At 73.3% G+C, this 15,918-nt stretch carries 12 protein-coding genes; 8 read left to right on the top strand and 4 right to left on the bottom strand.

Annotated elements, in window-relative coordinates; all coding sequences use genetic code 11:
• The first annotated feature begins 73 nt into the window (after positions 1-73).
• From SCA03_RS17180 to SCA03_RS17160, 5 genes are all read left to right on the top strand, one after another.
• On the top strand, positions 74-355 hold the full coding sequence (locus tag SCA03_RS17180) for a hypothetical protein (protein ID WP_030890856.1): 282 nt from the start codon (positions 74-76) through the stop codon (positions 353-355).
• A 221-nt stretch (positions 356-576) separates the two neighbouring features.
• Positions 577-2,319 carry an alpha-L-fucosidase gene (locus tag SCA03_RS17175; RefSeq protein WP_141275476.1) on the top strand — a complete coding sequence of 581 codons (1,743 nt, stop codon included), beginning with the start codon at positions 577-579 and terminating at the stop codon, positions 2,317-2,319.
• Positions 2,320-2,425: 106 nt separating this feature from the next.
• Positions 2,426-2,689: a hypothetical protein gene (locus SCA03_RS17170; RefSeq protein ID WP_037851851.1), complete on the top strand. Its 264-nt coding sequence runs from the start codon at positions 2,426-2,428 to the stop codon at positions 2,687-2,689.
• A gap of 289 nt (positions 2,690-2,978) precedes the next feature.
• A complete protein-coding gene (locus tag SCA03_RS17165; protein ID WP_086817349.1) occupies positions 2,979-4,028 on the top strand; it encodes a hypothetical protein in 1,050 nt (349 codons plus the stop codon).
• A gap of 47 nt (positions 4,029-4,075) precedes the next feature.
• Positions 4,076-4,486 carry a VOC family protein gene (locus SCA03_RS17160; RefSeq protein ID WP_211293550.1) on the top strand — a complete coding sequence of 137 codons (411 nt, stop codon included), beginning with the start codon at positions 4,076-4,078 and terminating at the stop codon, positions 4,484-4,486.
• 49 nt (positions 4,487-4,535) lie between these two features.
• Here SCA03_RS17160 and rox read toward each other — a convergent pair whose 3' ends face one another.
• On the bottom strand, positions 4,536-5,999 hold the full coding sequence (gene rox / locus SCA03_RS17155) for a rifampin monooxygenase (protein ID WP_086817351.1): 1,464 nt from the start codon (positions 5,997-5,999) through the stop codon (positions 4,536-4,538).
• Between the two features lie 301 nt (positions 6,000-6,300).
• On the opposite strand from rox, the gene pepN (SCA03_RS17150) reads away from it, so the two are divergent.
• Positions 6,301-8,937 carry an aminopeptidase N gene (gene pepN / locus SCA03_RS17150; RefSeq protein ID WP_086817353.1) on the top strand — a complete coding sequence of 879 codons (2,637 nt, stop codon included), beginning with the start codon at positions 6,301-6,303 and terminating at the stop codon, positions 8,935-8,937.
• Positions 8,938-9,268: 331 nt separating this feature from the next.
• Here pepN (SCA03_RS17150) and snpA read toward each other — a convergent pair whose 3' ends face one another.
• Positions 9,269-9,943, bottom strand: a complete 675-nt coding sequence (snpA, locus tag SCA03_RS17145; protein ID WP_030890878.1) for a snapalysin — start codon at positions 9,941-9,943, stop codon at positions 9,269-9,271.
• 230 nt (positions 9,944-10,173) lie between these two features.
• Between snpA and SCA03_RS17140 the strand changes: the two genes are divergently transcribed.
• Entirely contained in the window at positions 10,174-11,310 is a 1,137-nt protein-coding gene (locus SCA03_RS17140) for a LysR family transcriptional regulator (RefSeq protein WP_443098231.1), read from the top strand.
• A 79-nt stretch (positions 11,311-11,389) separates the two neighbouring features.
• Here SCA03_RS17140 and pepN (SCA03_RS17135) read toward each other — a convergent pair whose 3' ends face one another.
• Positions 11,390-14,005: an aminopeptidase N gene (pepN, locus tag SCA03_RS17135; protein ID WP_030890883.1), complete on the bottom strand. Its 2,616-nt coding sequence runs from the start codon at positions 14,003-14,005 to the stop codon at positions 11,390-11,392.
• Positions 14,006-14,185: 180 nt separating this feature from the next.
• Between pepN (SCA03_RS17135) and SCA03_RS17130 the strand changes: the two genes are divergently transcribed.
• Positions 14,186-14,815, top strand: a complete 630-nt coding sequence (locus SCA03_RS17130; protein WP_030890885.1) for a mycothiol-dependent nitroreductase Rv2466c family protein — start codon at positions 14,186-14,188, stop codon at positions 14,813-14,815.
• A gap of 167 nt (positions 14,816-14,982) precedes the next feature.
• Here SCA03_RS17130 and SCA03_RS17125 read toward each other — a convergent pair whose 3' ends face one another.
• Positions 14,983-15,624, bottom strand: coding sequence for a superoxide dismutase (locus tag SCA03_RS17125; RefSeq protein WP_030890888.1), 642 nt, complete (start codon positions 15,622-15,624; stop codon positions 14,983-14,985).
• Between the last annotated feature and the right edge of the window lie 294 nt (positions 15,625-15,918).

The following is a 15,918-nucleotide window of genomic DNA, read 5'->3' as shown; positions in this document are numbered from 1 at the left end:
CTAGACACGTCTGCGCGTCGGCTTACTGGGTAATGGCGACCCTGTCCGCCTTCCTCAACGAACGGAGGCCCCCGTGGCCGCGTCCGCTGAACTCCTGATGTCCGCCCTCGCCCCGCTTCCGCAGCAGAGGGCGCTGTCCAAACAGGGGCACGAGCCGGCAGACCTGTCCGCTGTGTCCGCCCCCGACTCCGGACTCGACGGCTCGTGCATCTGCGGCTGTGCCGACACCCCCCTCACCAGCGAGCCCCCGCTCATCGACCTGGCCCCGCTGACCAGCGAGCCCCCGCTGGCGGAGGCCCCCCTCACCAGTGAACCGGCCGGCGTCCCCTTCGGCACGGACCCGGCAGCGATCTGACGCCGTCTCCCGAACAGGCCCGACATGCGGATGGGGGCGCCTCGGAGCGGGGGTCTCCCGGAGGGGGGCGGAGCCTCCTGTAGCGGGGGGCTGTGGCGCCACCCCGAGCCATAAAAGGTGGGACCTATACCTTCCACGCACGGCACAACTTCCGGCACCATACCGAAAGCCGACCAAGAGATCCGACCTCTGGTCCCGGTGTGGCAAGGGAGTTGGAAGCCATGGCGACACCCACCCCCCGCAGACACCCCCGCAGGCACCCCCGCAGGCACCCCCGCAAACACCTCCGCGGACGCCTCCTCCTCACTCTCACGGTGGGAGCGGCGGCGTCCCTGCTCCCCCTCCAGGCCACGGCGGCCCCCACCGCACCCCCCTCCGGGGCGGAGCGGTGCACGGGCCCCGTCCGCCCGGCCTCGCAGATGCGGATCGAGCCCTGCGACACCCCCGACCGTGTCATCGAGAAGGCCGCCAAGACCGTGCCCACGAAGGGCCAGTACGCCTGGCAGCAGCGCGAGGTGACGGCGTTCACGCACTTCGGCATGAACACCTTCACGAACCGCGAGTGGGGTTCGGGCGCCGAGGACCGCTCCTTGTTCGACCCGGAACACATCGATTTCGACCAGTGGATGCGGGCGTACAAGGCGGCCGGCGCCGAGCAGGTCATGCTCACCGCCAAGCACCACGACGGCTTCGCCCTGTGGCCCACCCGGTACACCGAACACTCGGTGGCGAACAGCCCCTACGGGCGGGACATCGTCGGCCGGTACATCCGTGCGGCCCGCAAGGCCGGGCTCAAGGTGGGCGTGTACCTCTCACCGGCGGACGGCGCCGAACTGCCGCACGCGTGGCACAAGAAGTGGCTGGAGCGGATCGCGGCCAAGCAGGAGGCGGGGGAGCAGCTGTCCACGGTCGAGCGGACGGCGCTGGAGGACGGCGGTTCCCCGCAGGGGCGGGGCCGCTACGGCAACGGCAGCGAGCCGCGGATGCGGACCTTCCCCACGCTGGTGCCGGGCGACGACCGCGCGGACGATGTCGCCGCCGGCCGGCTGCCCCGGTTCCGGGTGAAGGTCAACGACTACGACGCCTACTACCTCGACCAGGTCTATGAACTGGTCACGCAGTACGGCCCGTTGGACGAGCTGTGGCTGGACGGCGCGAACCCGTGGAGGGACGCCGGGATCACCCAGGAGTACAACTGGAAGGAAATCTTCCGGGGTATTCACGAACTGGCGCCCGACACCCCGGTCTTCGGCGGCCCGCAGGGCGTGCGCTGGGTCGGCAACGAGAACGGCATCGCACGGGAGACGGAGTGGAGCGTGACACCGCACACCGTCGACCCGTCGACCGTGCACGCGGGCGGCCTGCCCAACGACTCCACGGACCCGGACATCGGCTCCCGCGAGCGGCTCCTCGACCCGTCGACGAAGTACCTCCAGTGGTACCCGGCGGAGGCGGACGTCTCCAACCGGCCCGGCTGGTACCACCATCCCGAGGAGCGGCCCAAGACGGCGGCGCAGCTGATGGAGCTGTACGAGAAGAGCGTGGGACGCAACGCCTCGCTGCTGCTCAACGTCCCGCCGGCGAGGAACGGCCGGATCGACGCGGCGGACGTGCGGGAGCTGACCGCCTTCGGCAGGTCCGTCCGCGCGGTCTACGGCACCGATGTGCGCGCCAAGGGCGCCGGCCCGTACACCTTCGACCGGATCGCCCTCGGCGAGGACATCCGCAAGGGCCAGCGTGTGGAGGGCTTCACCGTCGAGGCCCGCACGGACGAGGGCGGCGGCTGGCGGAAGATCGCCTCGGGTACCACCGTCGGGCACCGGCGCATCCTCGCGCTGCCCGAGCCGGTGACCGCGCGTGACGTCCGGGTCCGGATCACCGCGAGCCGCGCGAAACCGCACCTCGGGCCCGTCACCCTGCATCTGTCCGGGGCCGCGCGGGGCGGGGCGGGAGGCGGACGCTGAGGCCCGTCCCCGGGACGGCGCCGGGGCCCGCCCCCGGGATGGGGCACCCCGCCGCGCGGGCCGTTCACCCGTCCGCTATGTTGGCGATGTGAGCAACGAGGTTCGAGTGAGCACCGAGACCGGCCGGGCCGCGAAGGCCGCCAAGGCCAACAAGAACGCCCTGCGCGCCGGCACCGTGACGGCGGGCGTCGCGCTGATGACGCTGCTGTCGTCCCCCGCCTTCGCGCTCACCCGCGACGACGGCGACGACCCGGGCCCCGGCCTGAGCGTCCTGGAGACCCTGGGCCTGTACGTCGCCGCGCCGATCGTGCTCTTCCTGGTGATCGCCGGCCTGGTCATGGTGGGCGACAAGTCCCGCAAGAAGAGCTGATCCACCGCACGGCAGCGGTCGGACGCAACCACAGGGCGCCCCGCCGGGGCGCCCTGTCGCGTACCGGGCCCCGGCGGTCCGGTGCCGTCCCGCGCTCCGGGTGACCGCACCCCCCCCCGGTAGCGGACCCTGCCCGGCAGCCGCCGGGTCCGGAAGCCGCCCTGCCCGGCGGCCGGCCGACCGCACTCGGCGCCCGGACCGCCGCGCTTGAGCACGGAGTTGTCCGGATTCCTCGACAGGTCTGTCACATCCGTCGGTTTCCGCTCCGTGCCGGGGAATCGCGCAGGGCATGACGCACGACGCACCCCTCTCCCCCCGGCCGCTCGCCGCGCTGAGCGAGGCCGCTCCCAGCGTGATGACCGTCCGCGCCCTGCACGAGCACGGCGTCACCCCCGCCACGACCGCGGAGCGCTGCCGCCCCGGCGGCCCGTGGCGCACCCTGCTGCCCGGCGTCTGCCTGCTGCGCTCCGGCGAGCCGACCGGCGGCGAACGGGCCCGGGCGGCGCTGCTGTACGCGGACGCGGCCGGGGCGGCGCCGGACGCGCGGACGGCGGCCGGGCCGGTCGCCATGGTCACCGGTCTCGCCGCGCTCGCCCTGCACCGCTTCGCCGCCGCGCCCTCCCTGCGCGACTGCGAGCGCGTCGACGTCCTGGTGCCCCGCGGCCGGCGGCTGCGCTCCGCCGGCTGGGCCCGCGTCGTGCGCAGCCCGGTGCTGCCGGACGCCGAGGAGGTGACGGGGCTGCGCGTGGCCCCGGTGCCGCGTGCGCTGGCGGACGCGCTGGCCGGGCTCACCGACGCCACCCGGGCGCGACGGCTGCTCACCGAGGCGGTGCGCGGCGGCCACTGCGAGGCGGGCGTGGTGCTGGCCGAGCTGGCCGGGGCGCGGCTGCTGGAGCGGGCCCACCTGGCGGACGCCGTCGCGGGACTGCTCGCCGAGCGGCGTGCCCAGGCCGAGGGACGGCTGTACGACATGGTGCTCCACCACGAACTGCCCGATCCCTGCTGGAACGTGGAGCTGCGCACTCCGCGGGCCCGCTCCCTGGGCACCGTCGACGCCTACTGGCCCGACCACGGTGTGGCCCTGGAGCTGGACGAGCGCTCCGGGCCGCACGGCAGGTCCGAACCGCACGGCAGGTCCGAACCGTACGGGTCCGACGCGGCCTGGCGGGCTGTGGTGCACCGCCGGGAGATGCTGGAGGAGCACGGCGTCACACTCCTCCACGTCACCCCGGACAAGCTGCACACCGCGCTCGGGCAGCAGGCGGCCGTCGTGCGGACCGCGTTGATGACCTCTGCCGAGCGCGGCCCGGTGCCCGCCGTCCGCGCACTGCCGCGCTGACGGGGGCGGTGCGAGGGATGTCACACCCGGGGCCTACGGTGGCCCGCATGGCTGTGAACCGTGCATTCGTCAACGTCCTCGCCGACCCCGAACGCCTCGCCGAGACCAGGGACTTCTACGTCGCGCTCCTCGGGCTTGAGCCCATGTTCGACAGCGACTGGTTCGTCAATCTCCAGGACCCGGAGGGCTCCGGCAGCGAACTGGGCATCTGGCGGCGGGATCACGAGCTGGTGCCGCGGGAGTACGCCGGTGCGCAGGGGCACCACCAGGGCACCGTCGCCACGTTCGTCGTCGACGACGTGCACGCGGCGCACCGCACGGCAGTGGAGCGCGGGTTCACCGTCGTCGAGCCGCCGCGGGATGTCTTCTACGGGCAGCGCAGCATGCTGGTCCGCGACCCCAACGGCCAGCTCGTGGACGTCTCGACGCCGACGGAGGATCTCCCGGAGGAGGGCTGACGGCCCACCGGGTGCGAGGCCGGGGCGGCGGCGGGCCGTCGGCGCCCGCTCAGCCGGCGGCGGCCCCGAACCACCTCGGCAGCTGCTCGTCGAGGCTGCGCTGGTCGTCACCGACCCAGGCGACGTGCCCGTCGGGCCGCAACAGCACGGCGGGAACGCCGAGTTCACCACCGTCCCCGCAGGACGTGCCGTGCGCGCCGGGCGTGCCGGAGCCGTCGACCCGGTCGACCCGGTCCGTCCAGCCCGCGACCGACAGCCGGCCCGTCCGGTCGAGCAGCAGTCCCCGGCCGGCGTGCATCAGTTCGTACAGGCGGCGCCGCCCGAGCCGTACGTCCCGCAGCCGCCGGCCGAGCAGGCGGTGCCCCTCGCCGAAGTCGTAGCGGACGTCGATCGCGGTGATCTTCCCGATCAAACGGCGGTTCACCTCCTCGCAGTCCATCAGCTCCGCGACCAGCCGCCGCACGGCCCGCGGGCCCGGCTCGGTGGACAGCAGCTGCATCTGCGCACGGGTGTTGTCCAGCACGGCGGCGGCCACCGGGTGGCGTTCGGCGTGGTAGCTGTCCAGCAGGCCCGCCGGTGCCCAGCCGGCGACCTCGGCCGCCAGCTTCCAGCCCAGGTTGAACGCGTCCTGCACGCCGAGGTTGAGGCCCTGCCCGCCCAGCGGCGGATGGACGTGGGCCGCGTCGCCCGCGAGCAGCACCCGGCCGGTCCGGTAGCGCTCGGCCTGCCGGGTGGCGTCGCCGAAGCGGGCCAGCCGGCGTGGCGCGTGCACGCCGAAGTCGGTGCCGGCGACCGCCCGCAGCTGCTGCCTGACCTCGTCGAGCGTCGGCGGGACGGAGCGGTCGGCGCTCACGCCCGCCGCGGGGACGACGACGCGGAAGAGCCCGTCGCCGAGCGGCCCGACGCCGAACCGCTTCTCGACCGCGCGGACCTCGGCCACCACGGCGGCCACGGCCTCCGGCGCCGCGGTCAGCCGCATCTCGCCCAGCAGCGTGTCGACCCGGGAGGGTTCCCCGGGAAAGGCGACGCCGAGGAGCTTGCGGACGGTGCTGCGGCCGCCGTCGCAGCCCACCAGATAGCGGGCGCGCAGCCTGGTGCCCCCGTCGGTTGCGACGGTGACCCCGTGCGCGTCCTGGCACAGCCCGGTCAGTGCGCTGCCGCGCCGGATCTCCACGCCGAGCGCGGTGGCGTGCTCGGCCAGCAGGCGCTCGGTGGTGGGCTGCGGGATGCCCAGGACGTAGCCGTGCGCGGTGTCCAGCCCGGCAGGCCAGGGCTTGTCCAGGGCGGCGAAGAACCCGCCGGTCTCGTACTTCCTGCCGTGTGCGAGGAACCGCTCCAGCAGCCCCCGCTGGTCCATGATCTCGATGCTGCGCACGTGCAGCCCGAGCGCGCGGACGAATCCGCTGGGTTCCGCCTCCTTCTCCAGCACCTGGACGCGCAGGCCGTGCAGCCGTAGTTCGCAGGCCAGCATCAGGCCGGTCGGTCCGCCCCCGGCAATGATCACGTCGGTCATGCGACCCCCCTCGTGGTACGGCGGAGCGCCCGTGACGTGGGCTCCCGCCGCTTCGGGTGGGTCATCCTGCGGGACGGGGCCGGTCTTGCCGCAAGGCCCGTGGGCCGCTATAGGTTGAAAGTGGCGGGGAGCGGCAGACGGCTCCCCGCCTTCGTCGTTTCCGGGCCCGGACGAGAGACCGGGCGCCCGCCCGGGGCAGGCGTACCCCGTGAGCGGAACTCCGGCGCCCCGGGGCGGGGCCGCGTGGAAGGATGGCGCGAGGACGACACCACCGGGAACGTGGAAGTGGGGAGATCACCAAGTGCCTGGCACGAATCTGACGCGTGAGGAGGCCCGCGAGCGGGCCCGGCTGATCGGCGTGGACGGCTACGAGATCGAGCTGGACCTCAGCGGCGCCCAGGCGGGCGGCGAGCCCTCCCCGGGCGGTGACGGCGAGGGCACGGGCACGTTCCGCTCGGTGACCACCGTCCGTTTCGACTGCGCCGAGGCCGGCGCCGCCACGTTCGTCGATCTCGTGGCCCCCCGGGTGCGGGAGATCACGCTCAACGGCGAGAGCCGCGATCCGGCCACGGCCTTCGCCGACTCGCGGATCGCCCTGGACGGGCTGGCCGCCGGCCGCAACGAGCTGCGGGTCGTCGCCGACTGCGCCTACACCAACACGGGCGAGGGCCTGCACCGCTTCGTCGACCCGGTGGACGGCCAGGCGTACCTCTACACGCAGTTCGAGGTGCCGGACGCGCGCCGGGTCTTCGCGAACTTCGAACAGCCCGACCTGAAGGCGACGTTCCGCTTCACCGTCACGGCCCCCGACGGCTGGAAGGTGATCTCCAACTCGCCCACGCCGGAGCCGGTCGAGGGCGAGCACGGCACCGTGTGGCGGTTCGCGCCCACGCCCCGGATCTCGACGTACATCACCGCGCTCATCGCCGGCCCGTACCACGCGGTGCACAGCTCCTGGCAGGACAAGGGCGCGGGGGAGGGCGGACGCACCGTCCCGCTGGGCCTCTACTGCCGTCCCTCGCTCGCCGAACACCTGGACGCTGACGCGATCTTCGAGGTCACCCGGCAGGGCTTCGACTGGTTCCAGGAGAAGTTCGACTACCCGTACCCCTTCGAGAAGTACGACCAGCTGTTCGTGCCCGAGTTCAACGCGGGCGCCATGGAGAACGCGGGCGCGGTCACCATCCGCGACCAGTACGTCTTCCGTTCCAAGGTGACCGACGCCGCCTACGAGGGCCGGGCGGAGACGATCCTGCACGAGCTGGCCCACATGTGGTTCGGCGACCTGGTCACCATGGAGTGGTGGAACGACCTGTGGCTGAACGAGTCGTTCGCCACCTACACCTCCATCGCCTGCCAGGCGCACGCCCCCGGCAGCCGCTGGCCGGACGCCTTCACCACGTTCGCCAACCAGATGAAGACCTGGGCCTACCGGCAGGACCAGCTGCCCTCCACCCACCCGATCATGGCCGAGATCCGCGATCTCGACGACGTCCTGGTCAACTTCGACGGCATCACCTACGCCAAGGGCGCCTCCGTCCTCAAGCAGCTCGTCGCCTACGTCGGCATGGACGAGTTCTTCCAGGGCGTGCGCACCTACTTCAAGCGGCACGAATGGGGCAACACCCGCCTGGAGGACCTGCTGCGCGCCCTGGAGGAGACCTCGGGCCGCGATCTGCGGTCGTGGTCCACGGCGTGGCTGGAGACCGCCGGCATCAACGTCCTGCGCCCGGAGGTCCCCACGGCCGACGACGGCACCATCACGTCCTTCGCGATCCGCCAGGAGGCCCCGGCGCTGCCCGCCGGCGCGACCGGCTCCCCGACCCTGCGCCCGCACCGCCTCGCCGTCGGCTTCTACGACCTCAAGGACGGCCGGCTGGAGCGCACCGACCGCATCGAGCTGGACGTCGACGGGGAGCGCACCGAGGTCCCGCTGCCGGCCGGCACCAAGCGGCCCGACGTGGTGCTGCTCAACGACGGCGACCTCACCTACGCCAAGGTCCGGCTGGACGCCGAGTCCCTCGCGACCGTCACCGGGCACCTGGGCGACTTCACCGACTCCCTGCCGCGCGCCCTGTGCTGGGCCTCCGCCTGGGACATGACCCGCGACGGCGAACTCGCCACCCGGGACTACCTCGACCTGGTGCTCTCCGGCGTCGGCAAGGAGTCCGACATCGGCGTCGTGCAGTCCCTCCAGCGCCAGGTCAAGCTCGCCCTCGACCTGTACGCGGCGCCCGCCTGGCGGGAGACCGGCCTGGCCCGCTGGGCCGAGGCCGCGCTCGACCACCTGCGCACCGCCCGGCCCGGCAGCGACCACCAGCTCGCCTGGGCCCGCGCGTTCGCCGCCGCGGCCCGCACCGACGCGCAGCTCGATCTGCTCGCCGGACTGCTCGCCGGCACGGAGACCATCGAGGGCCTCGACGTGGACACCGAGCTGCGCTGGGCGCTGCTGGAGCGGCTCGCCGCCACGGGCCGCGCCGGTGAGCAGGAGATCGACGCCGAACTGGCCACCGACCGCACCTCGGCCGGCGAGCGGCACGCCGCCGCCGCGCGCGCGGCCCGGCCCACCCCGCAGGCCAAGGCCGAGGCGTGGGCGTCCGTCGTCACGGCGGAGAAGCTGCCCAACGCCGTGCAGGAGGCGGTCATCGGCGGCTTCGTGCAGACCGGTCAGCGCGAGCTGCTGGAGCCGTACACCCGGCGGTACTTCGACGCCCTCGGCGCGGTGTGGGAGGAGCGCAGCCGCGAGATGGCCCAGCAGATCGTCGTCGGGCTGTACCCGAGGCTCCAGGTCTCGCAGGAGACGCTGGACGTGACGGACGCCTGGCTGGCGGAGGCCGAGCCGGGCCCGGCGCTGCGCCGTCTGGTGACCGAGGCCCGCGCCGGTGTGGAGCGCGCTCTGCGCGCCCAGGCCGCCGACGAGGCAGCGGCGGCGCGCTGACCGCGGCACACCACAGGCGTCGGCCCCCCGTCCCGAAGGCGGGGGGCCGACGTGTGGGGAGGCGGACCCCGGGGCCGCGGGCGCCGGTGCAGTCGGCGCCCGCGGCCGTACGGTCCGCCGCGGTGCGGGCCGCGTGTGGGTCGCGGCCCGGCCGCGGCGGACCGCCGGGATCCGAGCGGTGCCGTGCCGTCCGGGCGGCCCCGGCGTGCGCCGGAGTGCGTGACGGTTCGGATGCGGCACCGGGTCCGCGGGGCTCCGGCCGGGGTGGGGAAGGCGGCCGGAGCGCCGGGTCATGCGGGGGCGCGGGGACGCCGCGCCCGCGCGGCAGAGGTCACTTGAAGGCGACCTCGTCCAGCATCACGGAGGCGACGCCGTTCGCCCACAGCTGCTCGACCTGGGCGCGCTCCGCCGCGTTGGGCTGGTCGTTGGTGCAGGACGGACCGGCGCCGCCGCCGGACATCAGCTCGTCGCAGGGGCCCTCGTAGTGGTCGGGCAGGCCCAGCACATGGCCCGTCTCGTGGGCGACGACGCGGTTGGAGTCGTACTGCTGGTTCTGCGCGTAGTCCAGGAAGATGTAGCCGCTGCCGTGCCCGTCCGTGGAGGCGTAGGAGCCGCGCGGGTCGTTGCCCTCGCGGTAGTCGAACGAGGCGCCGCTGCCCTCCTTGAGCTGGACGTTCTTGACGGCGGAGTTCCACACCGAGGCGCTGTTGGCGATCTGGCTCTGGAAGGTGGGCGCCTTGCTGGCGTCGTAGGTGACCGTGACCTGCTGGGCACCGGGGTTCTTCGCCTGCTTCTTCATGGCGGCCTTCACGACGGCCTTGAAGAACGCCTCGTTGTTCTTGCTGTTCTCGCCGGTGAAGCCCTGGGTGGTGGTCGTCGTGGAGGAGGAGTGCGCACGCGAGGCGGTGGCCCCGTCGGAGGCCGTCGCGGGAACGGCGCCCAGGCCGAGGCTCACGGCCAGACCCAGGCCGACCGTCGCGGAAAGGGCCGTCTTGCGGTATCTCATGGGGGGTCTCCTCGGGTTCCGAGGGACCGGCACCGCGCCGGGCTGTGCGGGTGGGGGGCGGCACCGGGCCCTTGGGACGGATTCCTGCTGACGAGAGTGTGTGCGAGCCGGTGCCGTTCCGGGATGATGCCAGCAGGCGATAGGACGGCCCAATCCCCCGATGCCGCCGAGGTGTTCACCGGCCGACCACCGTCTGGCCGGGCGGCCGATACCGCCGTATGCTCCGGCCCGTGGAGCTGGAAGTGAGGCATCTTCGTGCGCTGTGCGCGATAGCCGACACGGGCAGCGTGCACAAGGCCGCCCGCCGGCTCGGCATGACGCAGCCGTCCCTGACGACCCAGCTGCGCCGCATCGAGCAGGCCGTCGGCGGCCGGCTGTTCTCCCGCGGCCGCGACGGCAGCAGGCCCACCCCGCTCGGCCGTGCGGTGCTGGTGCGGGCCCGGCCGATCATCGCGCAGATGACGGAGCTGGTCGACGAGGCCAGGGACGCCGCGGGCCGCGCGGCCCCCGGCGGCCGGACGCGGCTGCGCCTGGGCAGCACCGGGAGCCGGGCCGTCCCCGGGTGGCTGCGCCGCCTCGGCGTCCGCTTCCCGGACGCGGACATCACCTTCCAGACGGACGTCTCGGCGAACACGCTGCTGCGCATGCTGGAGGACAACCAGCTGGACGTGGCCTTCGTGCACGAGGTCGAGGGCGCCCCGCTGACCGTGCCCGAGAGCGTCGGCACGCGGGTGCTGGTGCACCGGGAGCCGCAGTTCGTCGCGGTGCCGGCCGGGCATCCGGCGGTGCGCGAGGGCCGTCCGGTGAGCATCGAGGAGCTGGCCGGCGAGCAGTGGATGGTGGATCCGGCCGTCGACGGCGACTGGTACGGGCTGCGCCGGGTGTTCGCCGCGGCGGGCGTGGCCCCGCGCATCGTCCACGGCGACTACCACTCGGCGGGCGAACTGGTCGCCGCCGGGCAGGTCGTCACCCCCTGCCAGGCCACCTCGCGGGGCCGGCCCGGCATGGAGATCGTCCCGCTGCGCGGCGATCCGCTGGGCGTACGGCTCCTGGTGGGCTTCCGCGCGGTGCGCACCCCGGGCCTCCCGGCGGACCCCGGGCCTCCGGACCACACCGGACCGGCGGCACATCCCGAACACCCCGAAGGCCCCGGACACCCCGAAGGTCCCGGACACCCCGGACACACCGCATCCGCCGAACAGGCCGGACACGTCGAACACCCGGGGTCCGCCGAGGACTTCGAGGCCGTCAACGACGCCGTCTTCGAGGAGCTGCGTGCCGCCTACGAGGAGGTGGCACGCTCCAGCGAGGTCTACCGCCGCTGGCTGGCCCGCCAGGAGGACCCGCCGCTGCGCGTCGTCGCCTGAACCGCGACGGGCCCCGGCCGAGCGGAACCCCGGCGCCGCGGCCGGCCGGGACGGAGCGCGCCGCCCCGGCCGGTACGCCTCAGGCCCCCTCGGGCCGTACGGCGGTGGCGTCCGCGCGCTGCGCGGTCAGCGCCCGGGCGAGGTCGTCGCGGGACTCCGCCACGAGCCGCCGCAGCGCCGGCGCCGCCTGCGGGTGGGCCTCCAGCCAGGCGTCGGTGGCCTCCAGCGTCGCCCGGTCGCGCTGGGCGGCCGGGTACAGGCCCCGCACGACGGCCATCGCGATCTCGATGGAGCGCGAGGCCCACACCGACTCCAGCATCTCGAAGTAGCGGGCCGTGTACGGCGCGGTCAGCTCCGCCTGGCCGGGCTGGGCGAAGCCGGAGATGGTGGCCTCCACCAGGGCGTTGGAGAGCCGGTCGGACTCCACGACGGACGCCCACGCCTGCGCCTTGACCGCCTCGTCGGGCCGGGCGGCCAGGCAGCGCACCTGGTGGCGCTTGCCCGAGGCGGTGTCGTCCCGGGCGAGTTCGGCGGCGACGGCGCTCTCGTCGGCCGCTCCGGCGGCGGTCAGCGACTCCAGGAAGGTCCACCGCAGCTCCTGGTCGACGGTCAGCCCGTCGATCCGTGCGGAGCCGTCCAACAGGCCGCGCAGCAGCCGCAGTTCCTGCTCCTGCCCGGCCACGGCCGCCAGGAAGCGGGCCCAGGCGAGCTGGTGCCCGCTGCCCGGCTCCGCGTTCCGCAGCTCGGTGACGGCGCCCTCGGCCAGCCGCTGCTGGGCGAGCGCCCGGTGCTCCTCGGCGGTGTACATGTCGACGGCGAGCTTCGCCTGGGAGTGCAGCAGTTGCAGCACCCCGATCTCGCTCTCCCGCCCGGCGAACCGCAGCACGATGTCGACGAAGTCCCGCGCGGGCAGCAGCCCGTCCCGGGTCAGGTTCCACAGCGCCGACCAGCACAGGGCGCGGGAGAGCGGGTCGGTCAGCTCGCCCAGGTGCGCCCGCAGCGTCGCCAGCGAGACCTCGTCCAGCCGGACCTTGGCGTAGGTGAGGTCGGCGTCGTTGACGAGTACCAGGTCGGGCCGTTCGGCGCCGGCCAGCTCGGCGACGACGCTGCGCTGCCCGGTCACGTCCGTCTCGGCGCGGGCGTAGCACTCCAGCGTCCCGGCGGCGGCGTCGCGCCGGTAGAGCCCGACGGCGACGCGGTGCGGGCGCAGCTCCGGGTGCGCGTCGGGCGCCTCCTGGAGGACGGCCAGCTCGGTGACGCGGCCGGCGGCGTCGTGCGCGAGCTGCGGCGTGAGGACGTTGACGCCGGCGGTCTGGAGCCAGGACTTCGCCCAGTGGCCCATGTCGCGCCCGGAGGTCTCCTCCAGCACGGACAGCAGGTCCTCCAGCCGCGTGTTGCCGTACTGGTGCCGCTTGAAGTAGCGCCGCGCGCCCTCCAGGAACGCCTCCTGCCCGACGTAGGCGACGAGCTGCTTGAGGACGGCGGCGCCCTTGGCGTAGGTGATGCCGTCGAAGTTGAGCTTGGCGTCCTCCAGGTCCCGGATGTCGGCGGTGACCGGGTGGGTGGAGGGCAGCTGGTCGGCGCGGTAGGCCCAGGACTTGCGGCGGTTGGCGAAGGTGACCCAGCCGCGGGTGAACCGGGTGGCGCCGACCAGCGCGAAGGCACCCATGAAGTCGGCGAAGGACTCCTTCAGCCACAGGTCGTCCCACCACTCCATGGTGACCAGGTCGCCGAACCACATGTGCGCCATCTCGTGCAGGATGACGTTGGCCCGGCCCTCGTAGGACGCCTCGGTGACCTTCCCGCGGAAGACGAACTCCTCCCGGAAGGTCACACAGCCCGGGTTCTCCATCGCGCCGATGTTGTACTCGGGCACGAACGCCTGGTCGTACTTGCCGAACGGGTACGGGTAGTCGAAGTGGTCGTGGAAGAAGTCCAGGCCCTGCTTGGTGACGGTGAAGATGTCGTCGGCGTCGAAGTACGGCGCGAGCCCCCTGCGGCACAGCGCCCCCAGCGGCACCTCCAGCTCGGTGCCGTCCTCGAAGGTGCGCCGGTAGGTGTCGGAGACGTAGTGGTAGGGCCCGGCGACGACCGCGGTGATGTAGGTGGAGATCGGCCGGGTGCGGGCGAACCGCCGGATGGCGCTGCCGTCCTCCAGGGCGCGCGCCTCGCCCTCCTGCGCGCCGTTGCTCAGCACCGTCCAGTCGGCCGGGGCGGTCACGGTGAACTCGAACGGGGCCTTCAGGTCGGGCTGTTCGAAGTTGGCGAAGACCCGGCGCGCGTCGGCGGGCTCGTACTGCGTGTAGAGGTAGGTCCGGCCGTCCTCCGGGTCGACGAAGTGGTGCAGGCCCTCACCGGTGCGGCTGTAGGCGCACTGTGCGTCGACCGTCAGCTCGTTGTCGGCGCGCAGCCCCGGCAGCGCGATCCGGGTGCCGTCGAAGACCTCGTCGACGGGCAGCGAGGCGCCGTTGAGCGTGACCGAGTGCACATGCGGGGCGACGAGATCGGCGAACGAGGTGGCGCCCTCCTCGGCGCAGCGGAACCGGATCGTCGTCGTCGAGCGGAAGGTGCGCGGCCCCTCGGCCGGCGGGGGAGCGACGGCGGACCGCAGATCCAGGGCGACCTCGTACCCGCTCACCTCCAGCAGTGCGGCACGCCGGCGTGCCTCCTCGCGGGTCAGATTCTCTCCGGGCACGGCGTGGCTCCCTCTCCTTGATCGCGCAAGCTGAACGGGTCCGCTCAGCATCCCATGCGCCCCCGGGTGGTGAGCAGGGGGAATGTCCCGGAGGGCCCATACGCTGACGTGACACACGAGCACGTATGCGGCCGATCCCCGTCCGTGGTGAGAGCACTGCTGATACGAGGAGAGACGACGATGACGAGCGAGACCACCGCCGATTTCTGGTTCGACCCCGCCTGCCCCTGGGCCTGGATGACCTCGCGCTGGATGCTGGAGGTCGAGAAGGTGCGCGACGTACGGGTGCGCTGGCGTGTGATGAGCCTGTCGGTGCTGAACGAGAACCGCCTGGACGAACTCCCCGCCGAGTACGCCGACTTCAACCGGCGCGCATGGGGTCCGGTCCGGGTCTGCATCGCCGCCGAGCAGCAGCACGGCGCCGAGGCGCTGGGCCCGCTGTACACGGCGCTCGGTATGCGGGTGCACAACGGCGGCCGCGAGTGGAGCCGTGAGCTGATCGAGGAGGCGCTGGAGGAGGCCGGACTGCCCCGCTCGCTGGCCGACGCCGCGGATTCCACGGAGTACGACAAGGCGCTGCGCGCCTCGCACGACGAGGGGATCGGCCTCGTCGGGCAGGAGGTCGGCACCCCGGTCATCGCGGTGCCGGGCCCGGAGGGCGGGCGCATCGCCTTCTTCGGTCCGGTGGTCACCCCGGCCCCCAGGGGCGAGGCCGCGGCCCGTCTGTGGGACGGCACGCTGATGGTCGCCTCGACGCCGGGCTTCTTCGAGCTGAAGCGCACCCGCGACGTGGGGCCGATCTTCGACTGACCGGCCCGCACGGGCGAGAGGGCCCCCGGAGTGTCACGTCCACTCCGGGGGCCCTCTCCGTGTCCCGCCTGCGTGAAGGTTGAGAAGACGATCACGAGGACGGGACGGCTGGGGGACGGCGGCCGGGGTCGCCGGCCGGGCCGTCCTGGCGCCGTGGCGCCGGGCCGTCAGGGCGCCAGCAGCAGGTTGTTGGCGCGCTCCTTGGCGGCGGTGTACCGCTTGGCGACGTCCTGCCAGTTGACGACGCGCCACATGGCTTCGATGAAGTCCACCTTCTGGTTCTTGTACTGGAGGTAGAAGGCGTGCTCCCAGGCGTCGAAGACGAGGATCGGCACCGAGCCCTGGCCGACGTTGCCCTGGTGGTCGTAGATCTGCTCGATGATCAGCCGGCCGGTGACGGGCTCGTAGGCGAGGACGCCCCAGCCCGAACCCTGCGTGGTGGCGGCGGCCTTGGACAGCTGCGCCTTGAACCGGGCGAAGGTGCCGAAGGATTCGGCGATGGCGTCGGCCAGTTCGCCGGTGCCGTCCTTCTCCAGCGGCTCGCCGCCGCCGTCACCGGTCATGTTCTGCCAGTAGATGGTGTGCAGGATGTGCCCGGAGAGGTGGAACGCGAGGTTCTTCTCCAGCCCGTTGATCGAGCCCCACTGGTCCTTGTCCCGGGCCTCGGCCAGCTGTTCGAGGGTGTCGTTCGCCCCCTTCACATATCCCGCGTGGTGCTTGTCGTGGTGCAGCTCGATGATTTCGCCGCTGATGACCGGCTCCAGCGAGGAGTAGTCGTACGGCAGTTCCGGCAAGGTGTAAGTGGCCACGTTCTCGCCTCCTGCTCGCTAATGCACATTACTTGCAACAGGAAGGTAGCAGCAACAGTGCGGCGAGGAGCGGAGCGGCCCCCCGCCGCGGGGGCTGCTCCGCCGGTGTCGGCGCAGGTCAGCTCGGTCGGAAGTCCTGGGCCGCGGCCGTGGGGACGGTTGCTCTGTCCGTGCGGTGTGCGCGGGTCCCCGCGCGTCCTGCGGGTCTCCGCGGGAGCCGGCGGGCGTCCGTGGTCGTCGACGCGGCGTCCGTGCGCGCGAACGACGGCGGGCCACGACCGGAGTCGTGGCCCG

The sequence above is a fragment of the Streptomyces cacaoi genome (assembly GCF_006539165.1).
In the GTDB taxonomy this organism is placed as follows: Bacteria; Actinomycetota; Actinomycetes; order Streptomycetales; family Streptomycetaceae; genus Streptomyces; species Streptomyces cacaoi.
This window is presented reverse-complemented; position numbering and strand designations above follow the sequence as displayed.